Source organism: Flavobacterium sp. ABG (assembly GCF_001027725.1).
GTDB lineage: Bacteria > Bacteroidota > Bacteroidia > Flavobacteriales > Flavobacteriaceae > Flavobacterium > Flavobacterium cupriresistens.
On sequence record NZ_LEKS01000004.1, the window covers coordinates 242,829 to 261,427 of the forward strand.

Here is an 18,599-nt window from a genome sequence, read left to right on the forward strand (position 1 = left end):
GTAAAAATTATGTTAAAAATGATAAAAAGCGTCTGTAAGATGTTCAATTGCAAATGATTCCCCTTTTTTATGGATTGCGATGATGTCAAAACGAACTTCAGAATCTATTTCCCTATCGTTTATGTAGGCATTTACTGCTTTTACGAGCAGCTGAACTTTTTTTGGTTTGACAAATTCTTGCGGTAAACCAAAATCTATACTCGATCTTGTTTTGACTTCAATTATGGCTAAAATGTTTTCTTTTTGAGCAATTATATCTATTTCTGCCTTTTGAAATGTCCAATTTCGATCGAGGATTTCATAGCCGTTTTCTAAGAGAAACTCTACAGCAAGTTCTTCCCCTTTTTTTCCAAGTTCGTTGTGTTTTGCCATTTTTCAATCTCTTATTTTTTTTTAACCATATAAGTAATGTAAGTTCATTTAAGCTAAACTTATATTTTCTTACATTACTTATATGGTTTAAACTTTGCTAGTTTTACACAGTGCTATGTTTGTGGAACTTATTTGTTAAAAACCACAGTACTTCCAGACGCATTGACATCATTCTATCTCTTGTTTTTTAAACCATGTAATTAAGGTGAGAAAATATAAGTTTAGTTAAATGAACTTACATCACTTATATGGTTTAAACTTTGCTGGTTTGACACCGATACGTGTTTGTCTAACTTATTTGTCAAAAACAACAGTACTTCCGGACGCATTGACATCAATTGTTATGGTACTTCCCATAATCAAAGCCCTATTGTCGCGAATATGACCGGCCGGAAAATTAAAAATTACCGGTATATTGTATTTTTTAGTAACATCATCTACAATTTCTACGGCATTTTTCCCCCATGGAACTTCATTGTCTTTCATTTTGGTCATGGCACCAACAATAATTCCTTTCAGGTTTTCAATACAACCGTTGCGTCTTAAGTTCATCATCATGCGATCGATATGATAAAGATATTCGTCTAAGTCTTCAATAAATAAAATTTTGTCTTTGCAGTCTATAGCAGATTGTGAACCTAATAAACTGTATAGAATAGAGAGATTTCCGCCTACTAATTCTCCTGTTGCTTTTCCGAAACGATTCATCGCATCAGGAGCAACAGTATAGGAAAGAGGTTCACCAAACAAAGCTGATTTCATTGTGCTAATCGCATCAGGAGTAGCACGCGGAATAGTTACAGGCATCACGCCGTGAATCGATTTATATCCCATTGTATTCAAATGATTGTGTAAAACCGTAACATCGCTAAAACCAACAATCCATTTGGGGTGTTGTTTGAATTTGGTAAAATCTAAAAGATCAATCATTCTGACAGTTCCGTATCCACCACGAACGCACCAAATTGCCTTAATGTTAGGATTGTCTAATTGTTTTTGAAAATCGGCAGCACGTTGCTCATCAGTTCCGGCCAATTGATTGACATCAAGACCAATGGTGCTTCCTATTACAGCCTCTAAACCCCAACTATGTAATAAATCTATAGTAGGTTTAAGATTGTCATCTATGTTTTTTCGGGCAGTTGCCAGAATAGCTATGGTATCTCCTTTTTGTAGATAAGGTGGTGTGATCATGTTTTGTTGGGATTGACAGGTGAATGATTGTAAAGCAAAAGTAAGAATTACGATTTTACAAATAACAAAACGCCTCTTTGTGTATTGAAAGCTCTTTAAGTTCATAGTTTACTTTGCTTGGTGTATTAATGTGATTGACAAATATAAGTATTTCAGAAAACATAAATACAGGAAATTGCTTACAAATAATGGTTTTATTTTGTACTTTTGAAGTTCTTAAAAAGTATATAAATAACAATGGGTAAATCTTTTTTGATTCTTTTTTTCTGTATCGTTACGTTATTCGGTCAATCTAAAAAGTATAGAATCCATACGGTAGCTTTTTATAATTTGGAAAATCTTTTCGATACGATAAATGATTTGGAAAGAAATGATGATGAGTGGACTCCAAACGGAATTCAAAATTGGACAAATGAAAAGTACCGCCAAAAGCTAAAAAATCTGGCGAGGGTTTTATCTGAAATCGGAACACCGGAGAATACAAATACGCCAACCTTAATAGGAGCGGCTGAAATTGAAAACAGGGGAGTCCTGGAGGATTTAATAAAGGAATCAAAATTACAACAATATGATTACGGAATCATTCATTTTGATTCGCCGGACAGACGCGGAATCGATGTGGCTTTATTGTTTCAGAAGAAGTATTTCAGACCAACTTCATTTTCCAGTATTCCGTTGTATATCTATGGGGATAGTACTGCTGTGGAAAAAGAAGAGAGTAAGGAGTCAGAAGAAGAAATAAACACAACAGTCGGGAACAATCGTGTTTTTACAAGAGACCAGCTTTTAGTTACAGGATTTTTAGAACAGGAAGAAGTAAGTATTATTGTCAATCATTGGCCATCCCGTTGGGGTGGAGAAGAAGTCTCCGGTAAATATAGGGAAGCAGCCGGCAGACTTAATCGGAAAATTATCGATTCACTACAGCAAATAAACCCAAATGCCAAGATTATAACAATGGGGGATTTTAACGATGGGCCATACAATAAAAGCATAAAAGTTGCCTTAGGTGCAAAGGCAAAAAAAGGGGAGGTTCCTGAATTTGGAGTCTTTAACCCATTTGAAGAAATGTTTAATAAAGGGATGGGCACACTTGCCTTCAGAGACTCTTGGGATATTTTCGATCAGATTATAATTTCAGAACCTTTGATACGGCCTGATTTCGCCTCTTTTAAATTCTGGAAAGCCGGTATTTTTAGAAGGTCGTATATCGTTCAAAGCTCTGGAAAATATAGGGGATATCCATTGCGACATTCCTTGACAGAAGTAGGTTTTAGTGATCATTTTCCGGTTTATATTTATTTGATTAAAGAGGTAAATTCGCAGTAGAGGTGGACAGTAGAGATGGGCAGTAGAGATTGACTGCAGTCCATCTCTACCGACACCGCGAACTGAAAACTTTTCCATAACTTAGCATCTTAGAAACTTAGTACCTCAAAAAAATGGCAATAGCTAAACCTTTCAACCTCACAAAATGGATTGAAGAAAATCGTCAATTATTGAAACCACCAGTTGGAAACAAAAATCTTTATGTTGATTCCGGTGATTATATCGTTATGGTTGTTGCAGGGCCAAACGCCCGAAAAGATTATCATTACAATGAAACGGAAGAACTTTTTTACCAGCTGGAAGGCAGTATAAAAGTGGTGATTCAGGAAGATGGCGAACGTAAAGAAATGGTTTTGAATGCCGGTGATATGTATTTGCATCCCGCAAAGATTCCGCATTCTCCTGTTCGTTCAGAAGGTTCTATAGGTCTGGTGATCGAACGCAAACGTGCCGGAAAAGGGTATACAGACGGTTTGCTTTGGCATTGTGATAACTGCAATCATAAATTGTATGAAGTACATTTTGAATTGCATAATATAGAGAAAGATTTCCTGCCTCATTTTGAGCATTTTTATAATTCAGAATCATTAAGAACCTGTGATAAATGCGGGACTGTAATGGAGTCCGATCCCAGATTTATAGCTAAAAAATAAATTTACTTTAACCCAACAGGTTTAAAAAACCTGTTAGGTTTAAAAAACCTGTTAGGTTTATGATATAGTGTGTCGTTTTTGAGTATATTTACATTGAAAAATGAAATATTAAACAATCAAAAATGATACAAGAAATTATCACATATAAAAGCATCGTTGCTAATCTGGAAGATGTATTGAATAATTCTCCCTTCAAAAAGAATTATGTTATTGAACAGATTGGTATTCCTAGCCCAACATTTTATCGAAAATTAAAAACGCAGACGTTTACCCCAGATGAAATGTTATCGATAGCAAAGATTCTTTCGCCAGAGGAAAATTTTAGGTTAGAATTAATAGCTGACATAGAACAAGGGAAGCGTGATTTAAAGAATGGAAACTTTATAACACATGAAGAAATGTTGGAAGAATTGAGAAGTAAAAAATTAATTTAAATCTACAAATCCAGAATTTCTATAGGCTGTTGACGATTATTCCAAAAAGTAATTAATTGAATATAACCTTCTTGTATTTCATAATACAAAGTAACTTGTTTGGAAATTACTATTTCGCGACATTCTAAATCTGCTCTGTACTTTCCTAAGTGAGGATTTTTTTCTAGTAAGTTGTTTACACGCAAAACATCATTGGTGAATTTTTTTGCAATCAAAGGAGACCAGCATATCTCAATATAATTTCGAATACTATGAAAGCTGTATTTTGCTTTTTCAGACCAAATAATTTTCATCGAGAATAATTTATTTGGCTAATTTATAAAAATAAACTTACAAAATAATCTTTTTCCCTTGCTCCGGATAAATAAGTTGAAGACCTAAATCATTCTGAATTTTGAGTTGTTCTTTAATTTTAGTAATATTCTTTGTCGGTGGTTTTAAATGGGTAATGATAATTTTAAAACCTTTCAAGGTACCTTTTCCGGATAATTCTTCTAATAGATGAAGTTCTTTCATCAAATGATTCGGGGTCAGATGTCCAAATAAAAATTGGTCCGGTTGTTCATTCGGAAAAGAAACTTCAATGAGAATACCTTTCAGTTGTTTGTTTTTGACTAGTGGCGCTATAGCTGTCCATAATTCACGTAAATTATTGCTTTTTTCTACAGCATCCGGTCCGGTATCTCCTAAATATAAAGCATAGTGGTCTTCATTTTTGATTAAAAAGGCAGTGCTTTCAAAAGGATTAACATGACTTAGCGGAAAAGCTTTCACCGTCATTGAGGTATTGGTAAGTGGTGTTTCCTCCCCAATTGATAAAGTTTGAAAGTGGTATTTTTTCAAAGGAAATCCGGGACCCTCATCTCCAAAATTTGCCCAGGTCTGGTCGTTGAAATAATGATTTTCCATCATTTCCATGCATTTTTTTGTTGCGTAAACCGTTTTAGAGGAATCCGCAGGTGAATTGATGATTAAACCCGAGACATGATCTAAATGAGCATGTGAAATAAGATATCCTTTGATGTATTTTCGCAATACTTCGCTAGTCGAAATCTTAAACGTTTTCTTTTCAATTGCCTCCTCAATTCCGGCATTTATCGTTCCGGCATCAAGACAGATAAAATCGTTTGTGCTTGCTGGCGCCAATAAATAGGCAGAAAGGTTTTTTTCGTCAATACCGCCTTTTATTCCTAAGGGTACAATTTGAAAAGAAGGTTTTTGCTCCTTCTGAGAAAATGCACTGGTAGAAATTAAAATAAGGAAAATATAAAGCGGATGAAGAAATCTCATAATAGGAATAATTTTATTGTTGCAAATTTCATCAATTATAAGGAATAAATTGCTTTGTATTTCTGTTATTGATCGTAATTAACCCTAAATTTACTTTCATTTTAACAATTGAATTGAATAAAAATTCAACTCGAAATAATATCTTTACATAAAAATATAACAATTTTAACTAAAAAAGTTACAATGACAACAATAGCATCACAATTTGGAATGAATGAAGCTCTGGAAAAATTGGGCATCAAAGCGATAAATGAAGGAACATCGACAGGTTTACAAAACTTTTCATCAGGAGAGATTTTAGAAAGTTATTCTCCGGTTGACGGAAAGTTAATTGCTTCAGTAAAAATGTCAACGCCTGCAGATTACGAAAAAGTAATGCAAGCTGCAACAACAGCCTTCAAGACTTTTAAATTAATTCCGGCTCCACAACGTGGCGAGATTGTGCGTCAGTTTGGAGAAAAATTGCGTGCGAATAAGGAAGCTCTTGGTAAATTGGTTTCTTATGAGATGGGTAAATCACTTCAAGAAGGTTATGGAGAGGTACAGGAAATGATCGACATCTGTGATTTTGCAGTGGGATTATCACGTCAGCTTCACGGATTGACTATGCATTCTGAAAGACCGGGACATCGTATGTACGAACAATATCATTCGTTAGGAGTTGTCGGTATTATTTCAGCATTCAACTTTCCGGTTGCCGTTTGGGCATGGAATACCGCTCTGGCTTGGATCTCCGGTGATGTTTGCGTTTGGAAACCTTCAGAAAAAACACCTCTTTGTGGTATCGCTTGTCAAAACATTATGGCACAGGTTATCAAAGAAAATAATTTACCGGAAGGAATTTCATGCCTGATCAATGGCGATTATAAAATTGGAGAATTACTAACTTCTGATACACGTATTCCTTTAATTTCTGCTACAGGCTCAACCCGTATGGGGAAAATCGTAGCGCAAACCGTTGCCGGACGTTTAGGAAAATCATTATTGGAATTAGGAGGAAACAATGCCATTATTGTGACTCCGGATGCTGATATCAAGATGACTGTTATAGGAGCCGTTTTTGGTGCAGTTGGTACAGCAGGACAACGTTGTACATCAACCAGAAGATTGATTATTCACGAAAGTATTTACGATAAAGTTAGAGATGCGTTAGTTGCTGCGTACAAACAATTACGTATCGGGAATCCGCTTGACGAAAACAATCATGTTGGTCCACTAATCGACACACATGCTGTTGAAATGTATGCGAAGGCTTTGAATAAAGTAGTTGCCGAAGGCGGTACTGTTTTGGTAGAAGGTGGTGTACTTTCGGGAGAAGGTTACGAAAGTGGTTGTTATGTAAAACCTGCTATTGCCGAGGCTCAAAATTCATTTGAAATTGTACAACACGAAACATTTGCTCCGGTTTTATATCTGGTAAAATATTCGGGAGAAGTAGACAATGCAATTGATCTTCAAAACGGAGTAGCTCAAGGGTTATCATCAGCCATTATGACTAATAATTTACGTGAGGCCGAAAGATTTTTATCTGTAGTAGGTTCTGACTGTGGTATTGCCAATGTAAATATTGGTACTTCAGGAGCTGAAATTGGAGGTGCATTTGGTGGAGAAAAAGAAACCGGTGGTGGTCGTGAATCAGGATCTGATGCCTGGAAAATTTACATGAGACGTCAAACCAATACAATCAATTATACAACGAGCCTTCCATTAGCTCAGGGAATAAAATTTGATTTGTAAGATTATTTATCTCATATACTACTTGAAAAACCGTCTCGTTAAGTTGAGACGGTTTTTTTTTGTTTCTTTTATTTCTTTTGTTTCAGGTTTCAAGTTTCAGGTTTTGCCGATATGTTTTATTTGTGATAGTAAAGCTAAGGTGTGCTATTGGTTTATAATAAGTTTTTTAAAAATGTTCAAGGTTTGTAATACGCTTGATCATATTACAAAAGGTATATTTAAGTGATATCCTTATATGATCTTATAGTACTCATATGGTTTAAGTACGCAGCGGATTCACTAAAACTTTGTGTTAGATAATTTTGAGTTTTTCTTCAGTCAAAAAAAGCCGTCTCAATGGTGAGACAGCTTCTTGTTTGTTCTGAAAAATATGCGTTTAGTATTTATTTTTTTAGAATCGTTTGATTAAGTATACCAGTCGACGTATGTATTTTGGCCAGATAAGTTCCGGGAACGAGATGGCTTATGTCAATACTTTCAGTCTCTTTTCCAGTAGTGCTTATTAGAACTCCTGCCATATTATAAATCAAAACTTTTTCTACGTTTTCATTTGATAAGTACAACGTAGAGGATACAGGGTTTGGATATAAAACTACTTTTGTGCGCTCTATGTTTAAGTTCTGTTCTTCAGTAGAAGTTTTAGTGTTTTTTACCATTCTTAATGTACCACCGTTATAAGTAGTGCTGATATAATATAAATTAGCTACTGATCCTTTGGTTATGGTATTAGCTCCGGCTGGAATTGTAGTAGTAACGATTCCTGCAGTTGCAGTGTAGGACACATTGTTTATCTTCACTGTTCCTGTGAAATTCGAATCAAATACTAAAGTGAGAGTAGAGGGACTTGTTGTGGTATAGGCTATTGAAGTGCTGGATTCAATTTTTAAGCGTCCAGTTAGTGTTAGTCCATTATAAGTTACAGATCCGGAAGTTGAATTCATGTTTCCGGTGATGGTATAAAATGAACTTGTTTTTCCGGAGGTTGTAAAATTATGGATTTCATTTCCGGTACTTCCACCCGTACTTACCGTAATTGTTCCGGATCCCGTTGCCGGAGAACCTGAAGTCCCTGTTGTTGCAATAGAGTAGGATAGTGTCGCAGTTGGAGTTCCTGTAATCGTTATCGTTTTTGCGGTGGTGTTTTTCACAAAACTAATTCCGGAAGCGGGTAAACCAGTCACAGTGGCGTCTGTTGCAGTTCCGCCCCAAGTGAATACAATTGATGCAATTGCTGCACCAGTTGTCACCGTTTGATTGTTATTTGCAGTTGAGGTTAGTGTTTGTGATCCGGCTGGCGGAGTTCCTTCTCCCTGTACAGCAACTAAAGAACCGGTGTAATTTGTAAGAGCAGATTTTAATGCTGTGATGACTAGAGAAGAGGTATCATCAGTTGCATTATTGAATGTCCATTTTAAATCTCCACCGGAAATACGACCTGCGTACTGAACCGTTTTTGTTCTTGCGGCAGCTGGTTGGTCTATTGCCAGGTTCTTCACATAAAAAGCAGCATTAGTATCAAAGTTGTTGTACGTATTTCCGCCTGACTTAGAAACTACGCTACTGCTTACTGTTTGCGCTCTTGTTGTCGCAACAAAAGCATCAAAGTCTGTTGTAGAACTGATTTTACCTGAAATATTGTATAATGGATTTGTATCGCCATAAGCAACAAAACGCATATTGTTAGTGGCATTATCCGCATCAAAAGTATTGTTGAATGCTTTAATAGAACCCCCGGCTTCACCAGAGAACGTTCCCATTGTTCCGGCATTATTGACCTGATTGGCTTCGTCCCAAATATCGGTACCTTGAAGGGAAGTTAACATGGGATGTTTACTGTTTCTGAAATAATTGCCTTCTACAAATAAAGAAGAGCCTAAAGTAGAACCGGATCCATACTTGGCAACCCCATCAAAATAATTGTTGTAAATGTGGGCTGAATAATAGCGAACACGCGGATGACGGGAATCAGAGTGGTCAAACCAGTTGTGATGGTACGTGATGTAAAGACCTGCCGTGGTTCCTTCGCTTAATCCCAATAAACTTGCTTTTCCGTTATCCCAAAAGTGATTGTAGGATAGCGTAATATAGGTTGATGTTTTATTGTCTAAAGCTCCATCGCCTTTTATTTGATCAGCATCGCTACCCGCATTTCCATAAAACAAGTCGCAATTGTGCACCCAAATGTGGTCATTGTCTTGCTGCATTCCAACGTTGTCTCCGGCTGTGCTGTTGCAATTCATAAAGCCCAGATTGTTGACTTCAATGTTCGATGCCGCTTTTAGGCGTACTCCCCATCCATTAGCAACAGCATCTGTTCCGACACCTTCAAAAGTTAGATAACTAGAGGCATTATTGGCGTTTTCGATTACCACATCGCCTCCTTCCATTACGGTCATATCGGTAATGTTCCCGATTAGTCGAAAGATAAAGGGACGTGTATCTTGTCCTTTTTTTATGGCGTACAGTATATTTTGCAACCCAACACAAGGATTGGTACTGGCTCCCGTGATGTTCATAGAAACGGTATTTTTTGTGTTCTGTGTGATATAAACTATGACAGCATTATCTTTTGGAGTTCCATCAATTTTATAGCCTCCGGGAACTCTTCCACTGTCAAAAGCAAATCCATTTCGGTCTTGAGCAAGTACCGTTAAACTGGCTGTTGTACTACCAGTTCCTTCAACTCCGGAAATTACAGGTTTTACTTTCAAGGTGTACGATCCAGCTTTAAGTCCAGGAACGTCAGCACGGAAATAACTGCCATAACTTCTAATAAGCTGATCGTCGATTTTCTGATCGGTGATTCCTTGACCGCTGTAGTAGACATTGTAGCTTTGGGCATTGCTAACAGGTCGCCATTTTACAAAAGCAGATTCGAGCCATCCGGATGATTCGGTAATTTGAACTTGTTGAGCCCAAGTCTGAATTGTTACAAAAAAGACGGCCAGAAATAGTAGGTTTTTTTTCATAATGGTTTGTTTAATAGTTAGTAAATGGAAAAAAGTGGTTTCTAGTATCGGTTATAATTTTAATTGTAATCGATTACACAAAAATATATAAAATTTTGATATTCAAAATAATTTTGCTTAAAAAAAGAAAATAATTAAAAGAATGGTTGTTTTAAATGAGTAATATGTAATAAATTGCATTAATTGTAATTTATTACATGTTGGTTTGAATGTACGCTGAAGTATTATTTTTACTACTTTTTTTATTCTATGGTAAAAATGCTTTTTGAAAAAAACGGTACGATTTCGTGTCATTTTTGCTAGACAGCTAGGTATTTTTAAAAATAAGAAAAAACGCACTAATTATAAATCTGAAATGGACTAAATAACGATATTCTGAGTCGAATTGATGAAATCTTGGCTAATAAATAGGTGATAAAATGCCGATCAATCGCTAGCCTATTGATTTCGTTTAGCTTATATAGGATTGTCTTTTTCAATTTTGCGAATGTGATTTTTCGTTTTTAAAGGAGAATAGGGTGGATAACGGACTTAAAATGATCGATGTCACGAATGTCTCGACTGTGAAGGCATGCTAATTGAAAAGACCTTGCAAGAGAGCTAAAATATTTAAAAAATCAGGGACTTAATAATTAAACTCAGGTTTATAGTTTTGGGTGGGATGTTCGTACTGGCATTGGTTTAAAGACAGAAGAAAAGATGCGATACTAATGGATCTTATAAAATTGAGAAGGGAGCAAAAAAAAGGCCTTTTTGAAAACTCAAAAAGGCCTTTTTATATGTTATGTAAGTAAATTAGTTTTTACTGGACATTTTTGTTAGTAATCTTAAGAATTCAACATACAACCAAACCAATGTGATCATTAATCCCATAGCGCCGTACCATTCCATAAATTTTGGCATTTTTTGCTCAACTCCTTTTTCGATTAGATCAAAATCTAAGAAAAGATTTAAAGCAGCGATGATGATTACAAAAACGCTAATTCCGATGCTCATCATAGAATTTCCTTGGTGTACAGGAGTGAAGCTTGTAAACATAGAGACCACCCATGAAATTAAATAGTAAGTTGCAATGGCTAATGTTGCAGCGATAACTACTGATTTAAATTGCTCTGTTACTTTGACGATTTTAAATTTATATAAACCCAGACATACTAAAAAGGTGACTAATGTAGCACCAACAGCATTGATTACAATTCCAGGATACATTGCTTCAAAAATAGCAGAAATTCCTCCGATAAAAAGACCTTCAAAAAGGGCATAACCAGGGGCTAAATAAGGAGAGGCCTGTGGTTTGAATGCTGAAACTACTACTAAAATAAGGGCAACAATTGCACCTCCAATAGTAGGTAACATCGCGTTCATTCCGTTAAAAGCCATCCACCAAGTTACCATAGCGGCTCCGCATAATATTAGAAATAAAATAGCTGTCTTATTAATTGTACCTGACAAAGTCATATCCTGATTGTAGTCAATGATTTGTGCCTGATTTACTCCTTCAGCTTTTGAAACAGCATTTGATGAAAAACGCTTGTTGCTTAAAAATGGATTATTTGAGTTGAAGTTCATGTTTTATTGCATTTAATTGACTTCAAATATAGGGAGTTTTTTTGAGGAGAACTTGTTTCCGTTAAATTTTTAACATGAATTTTTCTGTGGCAGAAGTGGCCTTAAAACAAAAAATCCATCAAAAAATAATCTTGATGGATTGGTCTGTATTTGGACTGAAATTTTTATTTCAATAAATCTAATACTAGGGATGGGAACAAACCTAAAACGATGTTTAAAGTGATCGAAACGATCGCAACCGCATAAATAAGGAATGGTTTTCCGGTACGCTCTTCATTTGGTTCTTTTGAGTACATGGCTAAAATTAGTTTGAAATAATAACCAACACTGATAATTGAATTTATAACTGCAACAATTACCAAAGCAATATGACCTGACTGAATAGTTTGATTGAATAAGAACAACTTAGCGAAAAATCCTGAGAAAATCGGAATCCCGGCCATTGATAATAAAGAACCTGTAAGGATAGCAGCCAATAACGGATTTGTTTTTCCTAAACCGTGGAAGTTTGTAATGTCTTCGTTATCCTGATTTTTACAAACGTATAAAATAACACTGAAAGCAGCGATTCCTGCTAAAGCATAAGCTGCTGTGTAGTATAATAAAACGCCTGCAGAAGTAGCAATCGTTAATAAAGTCATCAACATAAATCCGGCATGCGAAATACCAGAGAAAGCCAACATACGTTTTACATTTACCTGACGCAACGCCATGATATTACCCACAGTCATAGAAGCCATTGATATAACGACTACAATAGTTTCAAAGGTTGGTAATAGATCTTGATTGTCAAGTGATGGAATCAGGTTTAAGGCGCTGATTAATTTGTATAAAGTAGCGACAGCAATGACCTTTGCCAAAGTACTCATTAAAGCGGTTGTTAAAGCCGGAGAACCTTCGTAAACGTCAGGAGCCCAGAAATGAAAAGGTACAGCTGCTATTTTAAACAACATTCCGATTACCATCAAAACCATTCCAATTGGGAACCAGATTGGTAATTCGGCAGATAAAGAACTGTCGTGTATTTCGGCAACGTCAAAACTTCCCATTGCTCCGTAAATCAAACAGATTCCAAATAAAATAATTCCTGATGCGAAGGAACCCATTAAGAAGTATTTCATTCCCGCTTCGTTACTTTTCAAATTCAGACGTTCGCTTGCAGCAAGGATGTATAAAGCGATAGATAAGATTTCAATTCCCAGAAAGAACATAGCTAAGTTTCCAAAAGAAACCATTGCTACACCACCGGCCAATAAAAATATTTTTATAGCAATAAAATCAGAGATTTTTGTTGGATGATTTTCGTAAAAATTGTGACTTAAAGCGACAAGGAAAATGGTTAAAACAATAAACAATGATGAAAACGAAGTAGAGAATTTACTCACTGTAATCATATTATTGTAATAACTTTCTGTTGATCCGAATTCTGAAAAATTAAGTGCCAAAACAGCCAAAAGTCCAAGAATGGTAAATGGAACAATGGCTTTTCTGAAATTAAGAATTTCAAATAATAGGCAGAAAATACCCAACCCTGTAATTGCTATTAATGTATTCATTTTTGCTTTTTTGATTTAGGATATCGAATGCTGATACTACCCTAATTTATTTTTATTTAAAATATTAGTTCTTGTTGATAACGCTCAGTATGGTCTCTAAACTTGGTGTGATCAAATCAGTAATTGGTTTTGGATAAAATCCGAAGAACAATAATACAGCTATGATTACAACTAATGAAATTCCTTCATTAAGAGTAACATCTTTGAATGTTTTTGAATTGGTTTCTCCCAACATTACATTCTGAAACATTTTAAGCATATAATACGCTCCCAATATAATGGTTGTTCCACCTAAAACGGCAAACCAAACATTTACTTGAGAAAGACTGTACAAAACAGTAAACTCTCCAACGAAGTTAAAAGTACCCGGTAATGCAACCGAAGCCAACAGTAAGATTAAAAACATAGAGGTAAATTTCGGAGATTGTGTACGGATTCCGCCCATCTCTGCAATATTTCTTGTTTCGTATCTTCTGAAAATTATTTCAGCAGCGTAGAATAATCCAACCACAACAAAACCGTGAGCGATCATTTGCAAAACAGCTCCACGTAGACCATCAATAGTTAAGGTATACGATCCTGCAGCAATTAATCCAACGTGTGCCAAAGATGAATAAGCTAATAATTTCTTTAAATCTTTTTGTCTTAAAGCTACAATAGATCCGTAGATTACACCGGCAATTCCTAATACGATAAAGATGTTCATGTATTCTTTTGCAGCAAGTGGTGCAATTGGCAATTGCCAACGGATAACACTGTACAATCCCATTTTTAGCATGATACCGGATAAAAGCATAGTTCCAACTGTTGGTGCTTTTTGGTACACATTTGCCTGCCAAGTATGAAATGGAATAATTGGAATCTTGATAGCGTATGCTAAGAAGAAAGCCAGGAAGATCCAAAGTTGCTCTGTAGCAGTTAAGTTTAATTTGTAGAAATCTTCGATAAGGAAACTTCCATTTGCTTTTTGCGATAAATAAATAAAGGCAACTAGCATAAACAAGGAACCGGCAAGGGTGTAAATAAAGAATTTCACCACTGCTTTTCTGCGCTCATCTGCGTCACCATTCCCCCAAATAAGAGCAATAAAGTAAATTGGAATAAGAGATAATTCCCAAAAAATATAATATAAAAGACCATCTGCAGCAAGAAAAGTTCCTGTCATTGCAAAGGCCATAAATAAAATTAAAGCGTAAAAACCTTTTGCATTTTTATAGTCATTCCCGAAAGAAGAGAATATAATGATTGGAGTTAAAGACAAAGTCAGTAAAACCATTGCCAGAGCCAATCCATCCGCATTTAAGGCAAATGAAATTTTTGGTTCTGTGATCCAAGCGTTGATTAAGCTAATATTTTCGCCTGCACAAAAATGATTTAACAACACTAAAGAACATCCTAAAGCAGCTAAGCTAAAGAACAAGGCTACTTTTGAAGCTAGTTTGTCACCAACAAAATAAGTGGCAAATGCACCGATTAAAAGGATAATTAATAGAATAGAAACGTTCATAGTTATTAAATTATTGAGCTAAAAATATATAGGAAACAATGGCACAAAGACCCAAAACAAAAGCAAAAAGATATAATCCGATACTTCCATTTTGTATTTTTTTACCTTGAAAAGCTAATTCATTGGTGATTTTACCAAATCCGAAAACAACTGCTGTTAAACCGGTTTCGATATAATCTCTAAAGAATCTTGATAATGCATTTATAGTGCGAACAAATACAACATCGTAAATTTCGTCTACATAATATTTGTTGTATAATACTTTAGTTAAACCTGTAATGTTTTCGTCTGCTTCAGGAACATTATCTTGTTTGAAATATTTGATGTAAGCAATTAAGATTCCAAGTAATCCTCCCAGAACTGCAACTCCCATCAATGTATATTCAGTTGTGCCTAAATGGTGCTCTTCACCCGCTACTTTTGTAAATAAAGGAGCCATGTATTCGTTCAACCAACTGTGACCCGGTAAACTGATTAATCCTCCAAAAGTGGCTAAAATGGCTAAGATGATTAAAGGGAAAGTAATTAAACCGTCACTTTCATGTAAATGATGTTTTTGTTCTTCAGTTCCTCTAAAGTCTTTGAAGAAAGTTAAGAACATTAATCTGAACATATAAAAAGCAGTCATTATAGAAGCTACAGATCCAACAACATAAAGTGGAATGTTGTGGTGGAAAGCCGTTAATAAGATTTCATCCTTAGAGAAGAAACCTGAGAAAAACGGAACTCCGGAAATGGCCAATGATGAAATCAACATCGTCCAGAATGTAATTGGCATTGCTTTACGCAAACCACCCATTTTACGCATATCCTGCTCTCCGTGTAATCCGTGAATTACAGAACCTGATCCTAAGAATAAACAAGCTTTAAAGAAAGCGTGTGTGATTACGTGAAAAACAGCTACTTCATAAGCACCGAATCCTAAGGCTAAAAACATTAAACCTAATTGAGAAACGGTAGAGTAAGCCAATACTTTTTTGATATCAGTTTGAACCAAACCAATTGTTGCAGCAACTAAGGAAGTGATTGCTCCAATAACCGCAATGATACTTTGAACGTCCGGTGCTAAATCAAAAACAAAATTTAATCTTGTTACCATAAAGATACCGGCTGTAACCATCGTTGCAGCGTGAATCAATGCAGAAACAGGAGTTGGTCCTGCCATCGCGTCCGGTAACCAAGTGTATAACGGGATTTGTGCAGATTTACCACAAGCACCTATAAATAAACACAAAGCAGCTAATGAAAGCAATGGAATATTTAAGTTAGCAGCTCCGGCAATTGCTGTTTTTAAAGTAGCGTAATCTAAAGTAGAGAACATAGAACCCAAAATGAACATTCCGATCAAAAGACCTAAATCTCCAATTCTATTCATGATGAAAGCCTTTTTTGCCGCATCATTGTAATCTTGGTTTTTATGCCAGAATCCAATTAATAAGTACGAACAAAGTCCAACACCTTCCCAACCAATAAATAAAACCAATAAGTTACTACCAATTACAAGCGTTATCATGAAGAATACGAACAAGTTTAAGTAAGAGAAAAACTTGTGTATGTTTTCGTCATCATGCATGTAGCTGATCGAATATAAATGAATCAATGACCCGATTCCGGTTACAAAAAGCAACCAAAGTAATGATAATTGATCTAATAAAAATCCAAGATTGATGTGTAGGTTACTAATCTGAATCCAGTCAAATAAAGTGACCTGAATGGGTTGTTGATTTTGGGTGATCTGATTAAAAAAGAATAAGGTCACAGCAAACGAAACTACAACAGCAGCTGTTCCGATAATACCGGAAACGGTTTTGCCTAAGCTTTTTCCAAAGAAAACATTGATTAAAAATCCTAAGAAAGGAGCTAATACTAAAACTAAAGCTAAATTGGTATTCATTTCCATTTATCCTTTTAAATTTTTTAAATTATCGATACTAATCGAACCTAAATTTCTAAAGATCGAAACTAAAATAGCCAATCCTACTGCAACTTCCGCTGCAGCAACAGCCATCGAAAAAAAGACAAAAACTTGTCCTTGTGCATCTTGATGATAGGTTGAAAAAGCAACAAATAAAAGGTTAACTGCATTCAACATGATTTCGATAGACATGAAAACGATAATAGCATTTCGTCTGTACAATACACCAAAAATACCAATACAGAAAAGTACAACACTTAAAAAGATGTAGTTTTCAATACCTATTTGATTTAATATATTACCCATTATTTATTTAGTTTTTCTTTTTTAGACAATAACACAGTTCCAATCATCGCTACCAAAAGTAGGATCGATGCAAATTCAAACGGAACCATATATTCGTTCAATAATATTTTACCCAATACTTTGATAGATTGAAAATCTTCACCGGTTGAGTCATAATCCCCCATAATTGGTTTCGAGTTGATAAAGATTGTGATCAAAACAATACATATCAAACAAAAGGAAACAATAGCACCCAAACGTGTAATTCTTGGTCGGTGGACTTCTTTTTGTTCGTTCAGGTTCATCAACATGATGGTAAACAGGAACAGAATCATAATCGCTCCCGAGTAGACTATAATATGTACGATAGCCAAAAATTGAGAGTTAAGCAATAAATAGTGACCTGCAATCGAGAAGAAACAAATAACCAAATAAATGGCACTGTGAATCGGGTTTCTGCTAAAAATAGTTAAGAATGCAGTAATTACTGTGATAAACGCCAGGAAACAAAATATAACTTGTATAGTAGTTGCGTGGGCAAAATCAGGAATATGTATCATTAGTTGGCGTTTTTAAGTTGAGTGTTTTTCATCGCCATTTCTAAAGGCATTACTAATTTGTCTTTTCCAAAAATGAAATCTTCTCTTTCGTAACTTGCAGGAACCAAAACCTTAGAAGTCGTTAAGTAAATAGCATCTTTTGGACAAGCTTCTTCACACAAACCGCAAAAAATACAACGAAGCATATTGATTTCGTAAATCGAAGCATATTTTTCTTCTCTGTACAAGTGTTTTTCATCCGCTTTACGCTCAGCAGCTTTCATCGTGATCGCTTCTGCAGGGCAGGATAAAGCACATAGTCCGCAGGCAGTACAGTTTTCACGACCTTGTTCGTCGCGTTTCAACATATGCTGACCACGATAAACCGGACTCATTTCACGTACTTGTTCAGGATAGTGAATCGTCACTTTTTTTCTGAATAAGTGTTTAAGCGTAATGAATAATCCTTTTACAATCGCTACAAGATACAATCGTTCCCAAAAGGTCATCTCTTTGTTAGAGACCATCTTTTTTCTACCCGATAATGATATAGTTTCTATTGACATTTTTAATTTTTATTTAGAGCTAATCCTGTTATTCACTTTATCTTTTATTCATTGTGATGAGTAAAAGTATGCTGCTTTTATCAGGTCAGATCATTTTGTATGTTAATGAAATTTATTTTTTATAACCAATTTTAGTTCGTTCAACTTTGTTTTCCTGTTTGTCCATTAATTCATCTAAATAGGAAAAGACTAACTCGATATTTTTATTCTGATTGGATAATTTCTTTTTTATCTCTTCAATTTCTAACTTCATGTCTAAAGTATCTGAAATTGATTGCCGTATTTTTGTAAAAACACGTATAATCTGAATATTAACTTTAATCGCAGTCGCACTATTTAGAACACTCGACAGCATGGCAACACCTTGTTCTGTAAATACCAAAGGAATATATCGGTTTCCTCCTCTATTTGAGGTGCCAAATTGGCTCCTCAAAATTTCATTCTCAATTTCAGTCAATTCAAACATGAAATCTTCAGGAAAACGTTCCATATTTCTACGGACTTGTCTTTTGAGCTGTTTCGTTTCTACTCCGTAAAGTGTCGCTAACTCTGAATCAAGCATTACTTTCTGACCCCTGATGAGTAAAATCTTACTCATAATGAATTCTTCGGTAATCATTAATTCATCACTCATTTTTTTTATTTTTCTGATAAGCTACCACAAAAGTGGCGTCTTACTATTTA

At 35.3% G+C, this 18,599-nt stretch carries 17 protein-coding genes; 4 read left to right on the forward strand and 13 right to left on the reverse strand.

Annotated features, from left to right (window positions below; all coding sequences use genetic code 11):
- Positions 1-12: 12 nt before the first annotated feature.
- Together AB674_RS06365 and AB674_RS06370 are read right to left on the reverse strand one after the other, a co-directional pair.
- A complete protein-coding gene (locus AB674_RS06365) occupies positions 13-372 on the reverse strand; it encodes a YraN family protein (RefSeq protein WP_047774885.1) in 360 nt (119 codons plus the stop codon).
- Positions 373-666: 294 nt separating this feature from the next.
- Positions 667-1,566: an LD-carboxypeptidase gene (locus AB674_RS06370; protein WP_082210598.1), complete on the reverse strand. Its 900-nt coding sequence runs from the start codon at positions 1,564-1,566 to the stop codon at positions 667-669.
- A gap of 237 nt (positions 1,567-1,803) precedes the next feature.
- Between AB674_RS06370 and AB674_RS06375 the strand changes: the two genes are divergently transcribed.
- The 3 genes from AB674_RS06375 to AB674_RS06385 all read left to right on the forward strand — a co-directional run bounded on the left by AB674_RS06375 (position 1,804) and on the right by AB674_RS06385 (position 3,982).
- The gene (locus AB674_RS06375) at positions 1,804-2,895 is read left to right on the forward strand and encodes an endonuclease (protein ID WP_047774887.1); all 1,092 of its coding nucleotides are present in this window, start codon (positions 1,804-1,806) and stop codon (positions 2,893-2,895) included.
- 113 nt (positions 2,896-3,008) lie between these two features.
- On the forward strand, positions 3,009-3,548 hold the full coding sequence (locus AB674_RS06380) for a 3-hydroxyanthranilate 3,4-dioxygenase (RefSeq protein ID WP_047774888.1): 540 nt from the start codon (positions 3,009-3,011) through the stop codon (positions 3,546-3,548).
- Positions 3,549-3,670: 122 nt separating this feature from the next.
- The gene (locus AB674_RS06385) at positions 3,671-3,982 is read left to right on the forward strand and encodes a hypothetical protein (protein ID WP_047774890.1); all 312 of its coding nucleotides are present in this window, start codon (positions 3,671-3,673) and stop codon (positions 3,980-3,982) included.
- A gap of 2 nt (positions 3,983-3,984) precedes the next feature.
- On the opposite strand, the gene AB674_RS06390 is transcribed toward AB674_RS06385, so the two are convergent.
- Together AB674_RS06390 and AB674_RS06395 are read right to left on the reverse strand one after the other, a co-directional pair.
- The gene (locus tag AB674_RS06390) at positions 3,985-4,275 is read right to left on the reverse strand and encodes a type II toxin-antitoxin system RelE/ParE family toxin (protein WP_047774892.1); all 291 of its coding nucleotides are present in this window, start codon (positions 4,273-4,275) and stop codon (positions 3,985-3,987) included.
- Between the two features lie 37 nt (positions 4,276-4,312).
- Positions 4,313-5,272 (reverse strand): MBL fold metallo-hydrolase, encoded by a 960-nt coding sequence (locus AB674_RS06395; RefSeq protein WP_047774894.1) that lies wholly within the window; start codon positions 5,270-5,272, stop codon positions 4,313-4,315.
- Between the two features lie 183 nt (positions 5,273-5,455).
- On the opposite strand from AB674_RS06395, the gene AB674_RS06400 reads away from it, so the two are divergent.
- The gene (locus tag AB674_RS06400; RefSeq protein WP_047774896.1) at positions 5,456-7,009 is read left to right on the forward strand and encodes an aldehyde dehydrogenase family protein; all 1,554 of its coding nucleotides are present in this window, start codon (positions 5,456-5,458) and stop codon (positions 7,007-7,009) included.
- Between the two features lie 383 nt (positions 7,010-7,392).
- Here AB674_RS06400 and AB674_RS06405 read toward each other — a convergent pair whose 3' ends face one another.
- The 9 genes from AB674_RS06405 to AB674_RS06445 all read right to left on the reverse strand — a co-directional run bounded on the left by AB674_RS06405 (position 7,393) and on the right by AB674_RS06445 (position 18,549).
- Positions 7,393-9,978 carry a T9SS type A sorting domain-containing protein gene (locus AB674_RS06405; protein WP_047774899.1) on the reverse strand — a complete coding sequence of 862 codons (2,586 nt, stop codon included), beginning with the start codon at positions 9,976-9,978 and terminating at the stop codon, positions 7,393-7,395.
- 795 nt (positions 9,979-10,773) lie between these two features.
- The gene (locus AB674_RS06410) at positions 10,774-11,547 is read right to left on the reverse strand and encodes a Bax inhibitor-1/YccA family protein (protein ID WP_047774901.1); all 774 of its coding nucleotides are present in this window, start codon (positions 11,545-11,547) and stop codon (positions 10,774-10,776) included.
- Positions 11,548-11,711: 164 nt separating this feature from the next.
- Complete coding sequence (locus tag AB674_RS06415) at positions 11,712-13,103, reverse strand: NADH-quinone oxidoreductase subunit N (protein ID WP_047774903.1); 1,392 nt, start codon at positions 13,101-13,103, stop codon at positions 11,712-11,714.
- Between the two features lie 64 nt (positions 13,104-13,167).
- A complete protein-coding gene (locus AB674_RS06420) occupies positions 13,168-14,610 on the reverse strand; it encodes a NuoM family protein (protein ID WP_047774905.1) in 1,443 nt (480 codons plus the stop codon).
- 10 nt (positions 14,611-14,620) lie between these two features.
- A complete protein-coding gene (gene nuoL / locus AB674_RS06425; RefSeq protein ID WP_047774991.1) occupies positions 14,621-16,504 on the reverse strand; it encodes an NADH-quinone oxidoreductase subunit L in 1,884 nt (627 codons plus the stop codon).
- 6 nt (positions 16,505-16,510) lie between these two features.
- Complete coding sequence (gene nuoK / locus AB674_RS06430) at positions 16,511-16,831, reverse strand: NADH-quinone oxidoreductase subunit NuoK (protein WP_017494599.1); 321 nt, start codon at positions 16,829-16,831, stop codon at positions 16,511-16,513.
- Positions 16,831-17,370, reverse strand: a complete 540-nt coding sequence (locus AB674_RS06435; protein WP_047774907.1) for an NADH-quinone oxidoreductase subunit J — start codon at positions 17,368-17,370, stop codon at positions 16,831-16,833. The genes nuoK and AB674_RS06435 overlap by 1 nt, the downstream gene beginning before the upstream one ends.
- Entirely contained in the window at positions 17,370-17,915 is a 546-nt protein-coding gene (locus tag AB674_RS06440) for a NuoI/complex I 23 kDa subunit family protein (protein ID WP_047774909.1), read from the reverse strand. Before AB674_RS06440 ends, AB674_RS06435 begins: the two co-directional genes overlap by 1 nt.
- Before the next feature lie 112 nt (positions 17,916-18,027).
- Positions 18,028-18,549 carry an ORF6N domain-containing protein gene (locus tag AB674_RS06445; protein ID WP_047774911.1) on the reverse strand — a complete coding sequence of 174 codons (522 nt, stop codon included), beginning with the start codon at positions 18,547-18,549 and terminating at the stop codon, positions 18,028-18,030.
- Positions 18,550-18,599: the final 50 nt, after the last annotated feature.

What these genes read in the sequence shown, in the direction of transcription:
- AB674_RS06365 (WP_047774885.1), bottom strand. Translation starts at nt 372, where the DNA reads ATGGCAAAACACAACGAACTTGGAAAAAAAGGGGAAGAACTTGCTGTA.
- AB674_RS06370 (WP_082210598.1), bottom strand. Translation starts at nt 1,566, where the DNA reads ATGATCACACCACCTTATCTACAAAAAGGAGATACCATAGCTATTCTG.
- AB674_RS06375 (WP_047774887.1), top strand. Translation starts at nt 1,804, where the DNA reads ATGGGTAAATCTTTTTTGATTCTTTTTTTCTGTATCGTTACGTTATTC.
- AB674_RS06380 (WP_047774888.1), top strand. Translation starts at nt 3,009, where the DNA reads ATGGCAATAGCTAAACCTTTCAACCTCACAAAATGGATTGAAGAAAAT.
- AB674_RS06385 (WP_047774890.1), top strand. Translation starts at nt 3,671, where the DNA reads ATGATACAAGAAATTATCACATATAAAAGCATCGTTGCTAATCTGGAA.
- AB674_RS06390 (WP_047774892.1), bottom strand. Translation starts at nt 4,275, where the DNA reads ATGAAAATTATTTGGTCTGAAAAAGCAAAATACAGCTTTCATAGTATT.
- AB674_RS06395 (WP_047774894.1), bottom strand. Translation starts at nt 5,272, where the DNA reads ATGAGATTTCTTCATCCGCTTTATATTTTCCTTATTTTAATTTCTACC.
- AB674_RS06400 (WP_047774896.1), top strand. Translation starts at nt 5,456, where the DNA reads ATGACAACAATAGCATCACAATTTGGAATGAATGAAGCTCTGGAAAAA.
- AB674_RS06405 (WP_047774899.1), bottom strand. Translation starts at nt 9,978, where the DNA reads ATGAAAAAAAACCTACTATTTCTGGCCGTCTTTTTTGTAACAATTCAG.
- AB674_RS06410 (WP_047774901.1), bottom strand. Translation starts at nt 11,547, where the DNA reads ATGAACTTCAACTCAAATAATCCATTTTTAAGCAACAAGCGTTTTTCA.
- AB674_RS06415 (WP_047774903.1), bottom strand. Translation starts at nt 13,103, where the DNA reads ATGAATACATTAATAGCAATTACAGGGTTGGGTATTTTCTGCCTATTA.
- AB674_RS06420 (WP_047774905.1), bottom strand. Translation starts at nt 14,610, where the DNA reads ATGAACGTTTCTATTCTATTAATTATCCTTTTAATCGGTGCATTTGCC.
- nuoL (WP_047774991.1), bottom strand. Translation starts at nt 16,504, where the DNA reads ATGAATACCAATTTAGCTTTAGTTTTAGTATTAGCTCCTTTCTTAGGA.
- nuoK (WP_017494599.1), bottom strand. Translation starts at nt 16,831, where the DNA reads ATGGGTAATATATTAAATCAAATAGGTATTGAAAACTACATCTTTTTA.
- AB674_RS06435 (WP_047774907.1), bottom strand. Translation starts at nt 17,370, where the DNA reads ATGATACATATTCCTGATTTTGCCCACGCAACTACTATACAAGTTATA.
- AB674_RS06440 (WP_047774909.1), bottom strand. Translation starts at nt 17,915, where the DNA reads ATGTCAATAGAAACTATATCATTATCGGGTAGAAAAAAGATGGTCTCT.
- AB674_RS06445 (WP_047774911.1), bottom strand. Translation starts at nt 18,549, where the DNA reads ATGAGTGATGAATTAATGATTACCGAAGAATTCATTATGAGTAAGATT.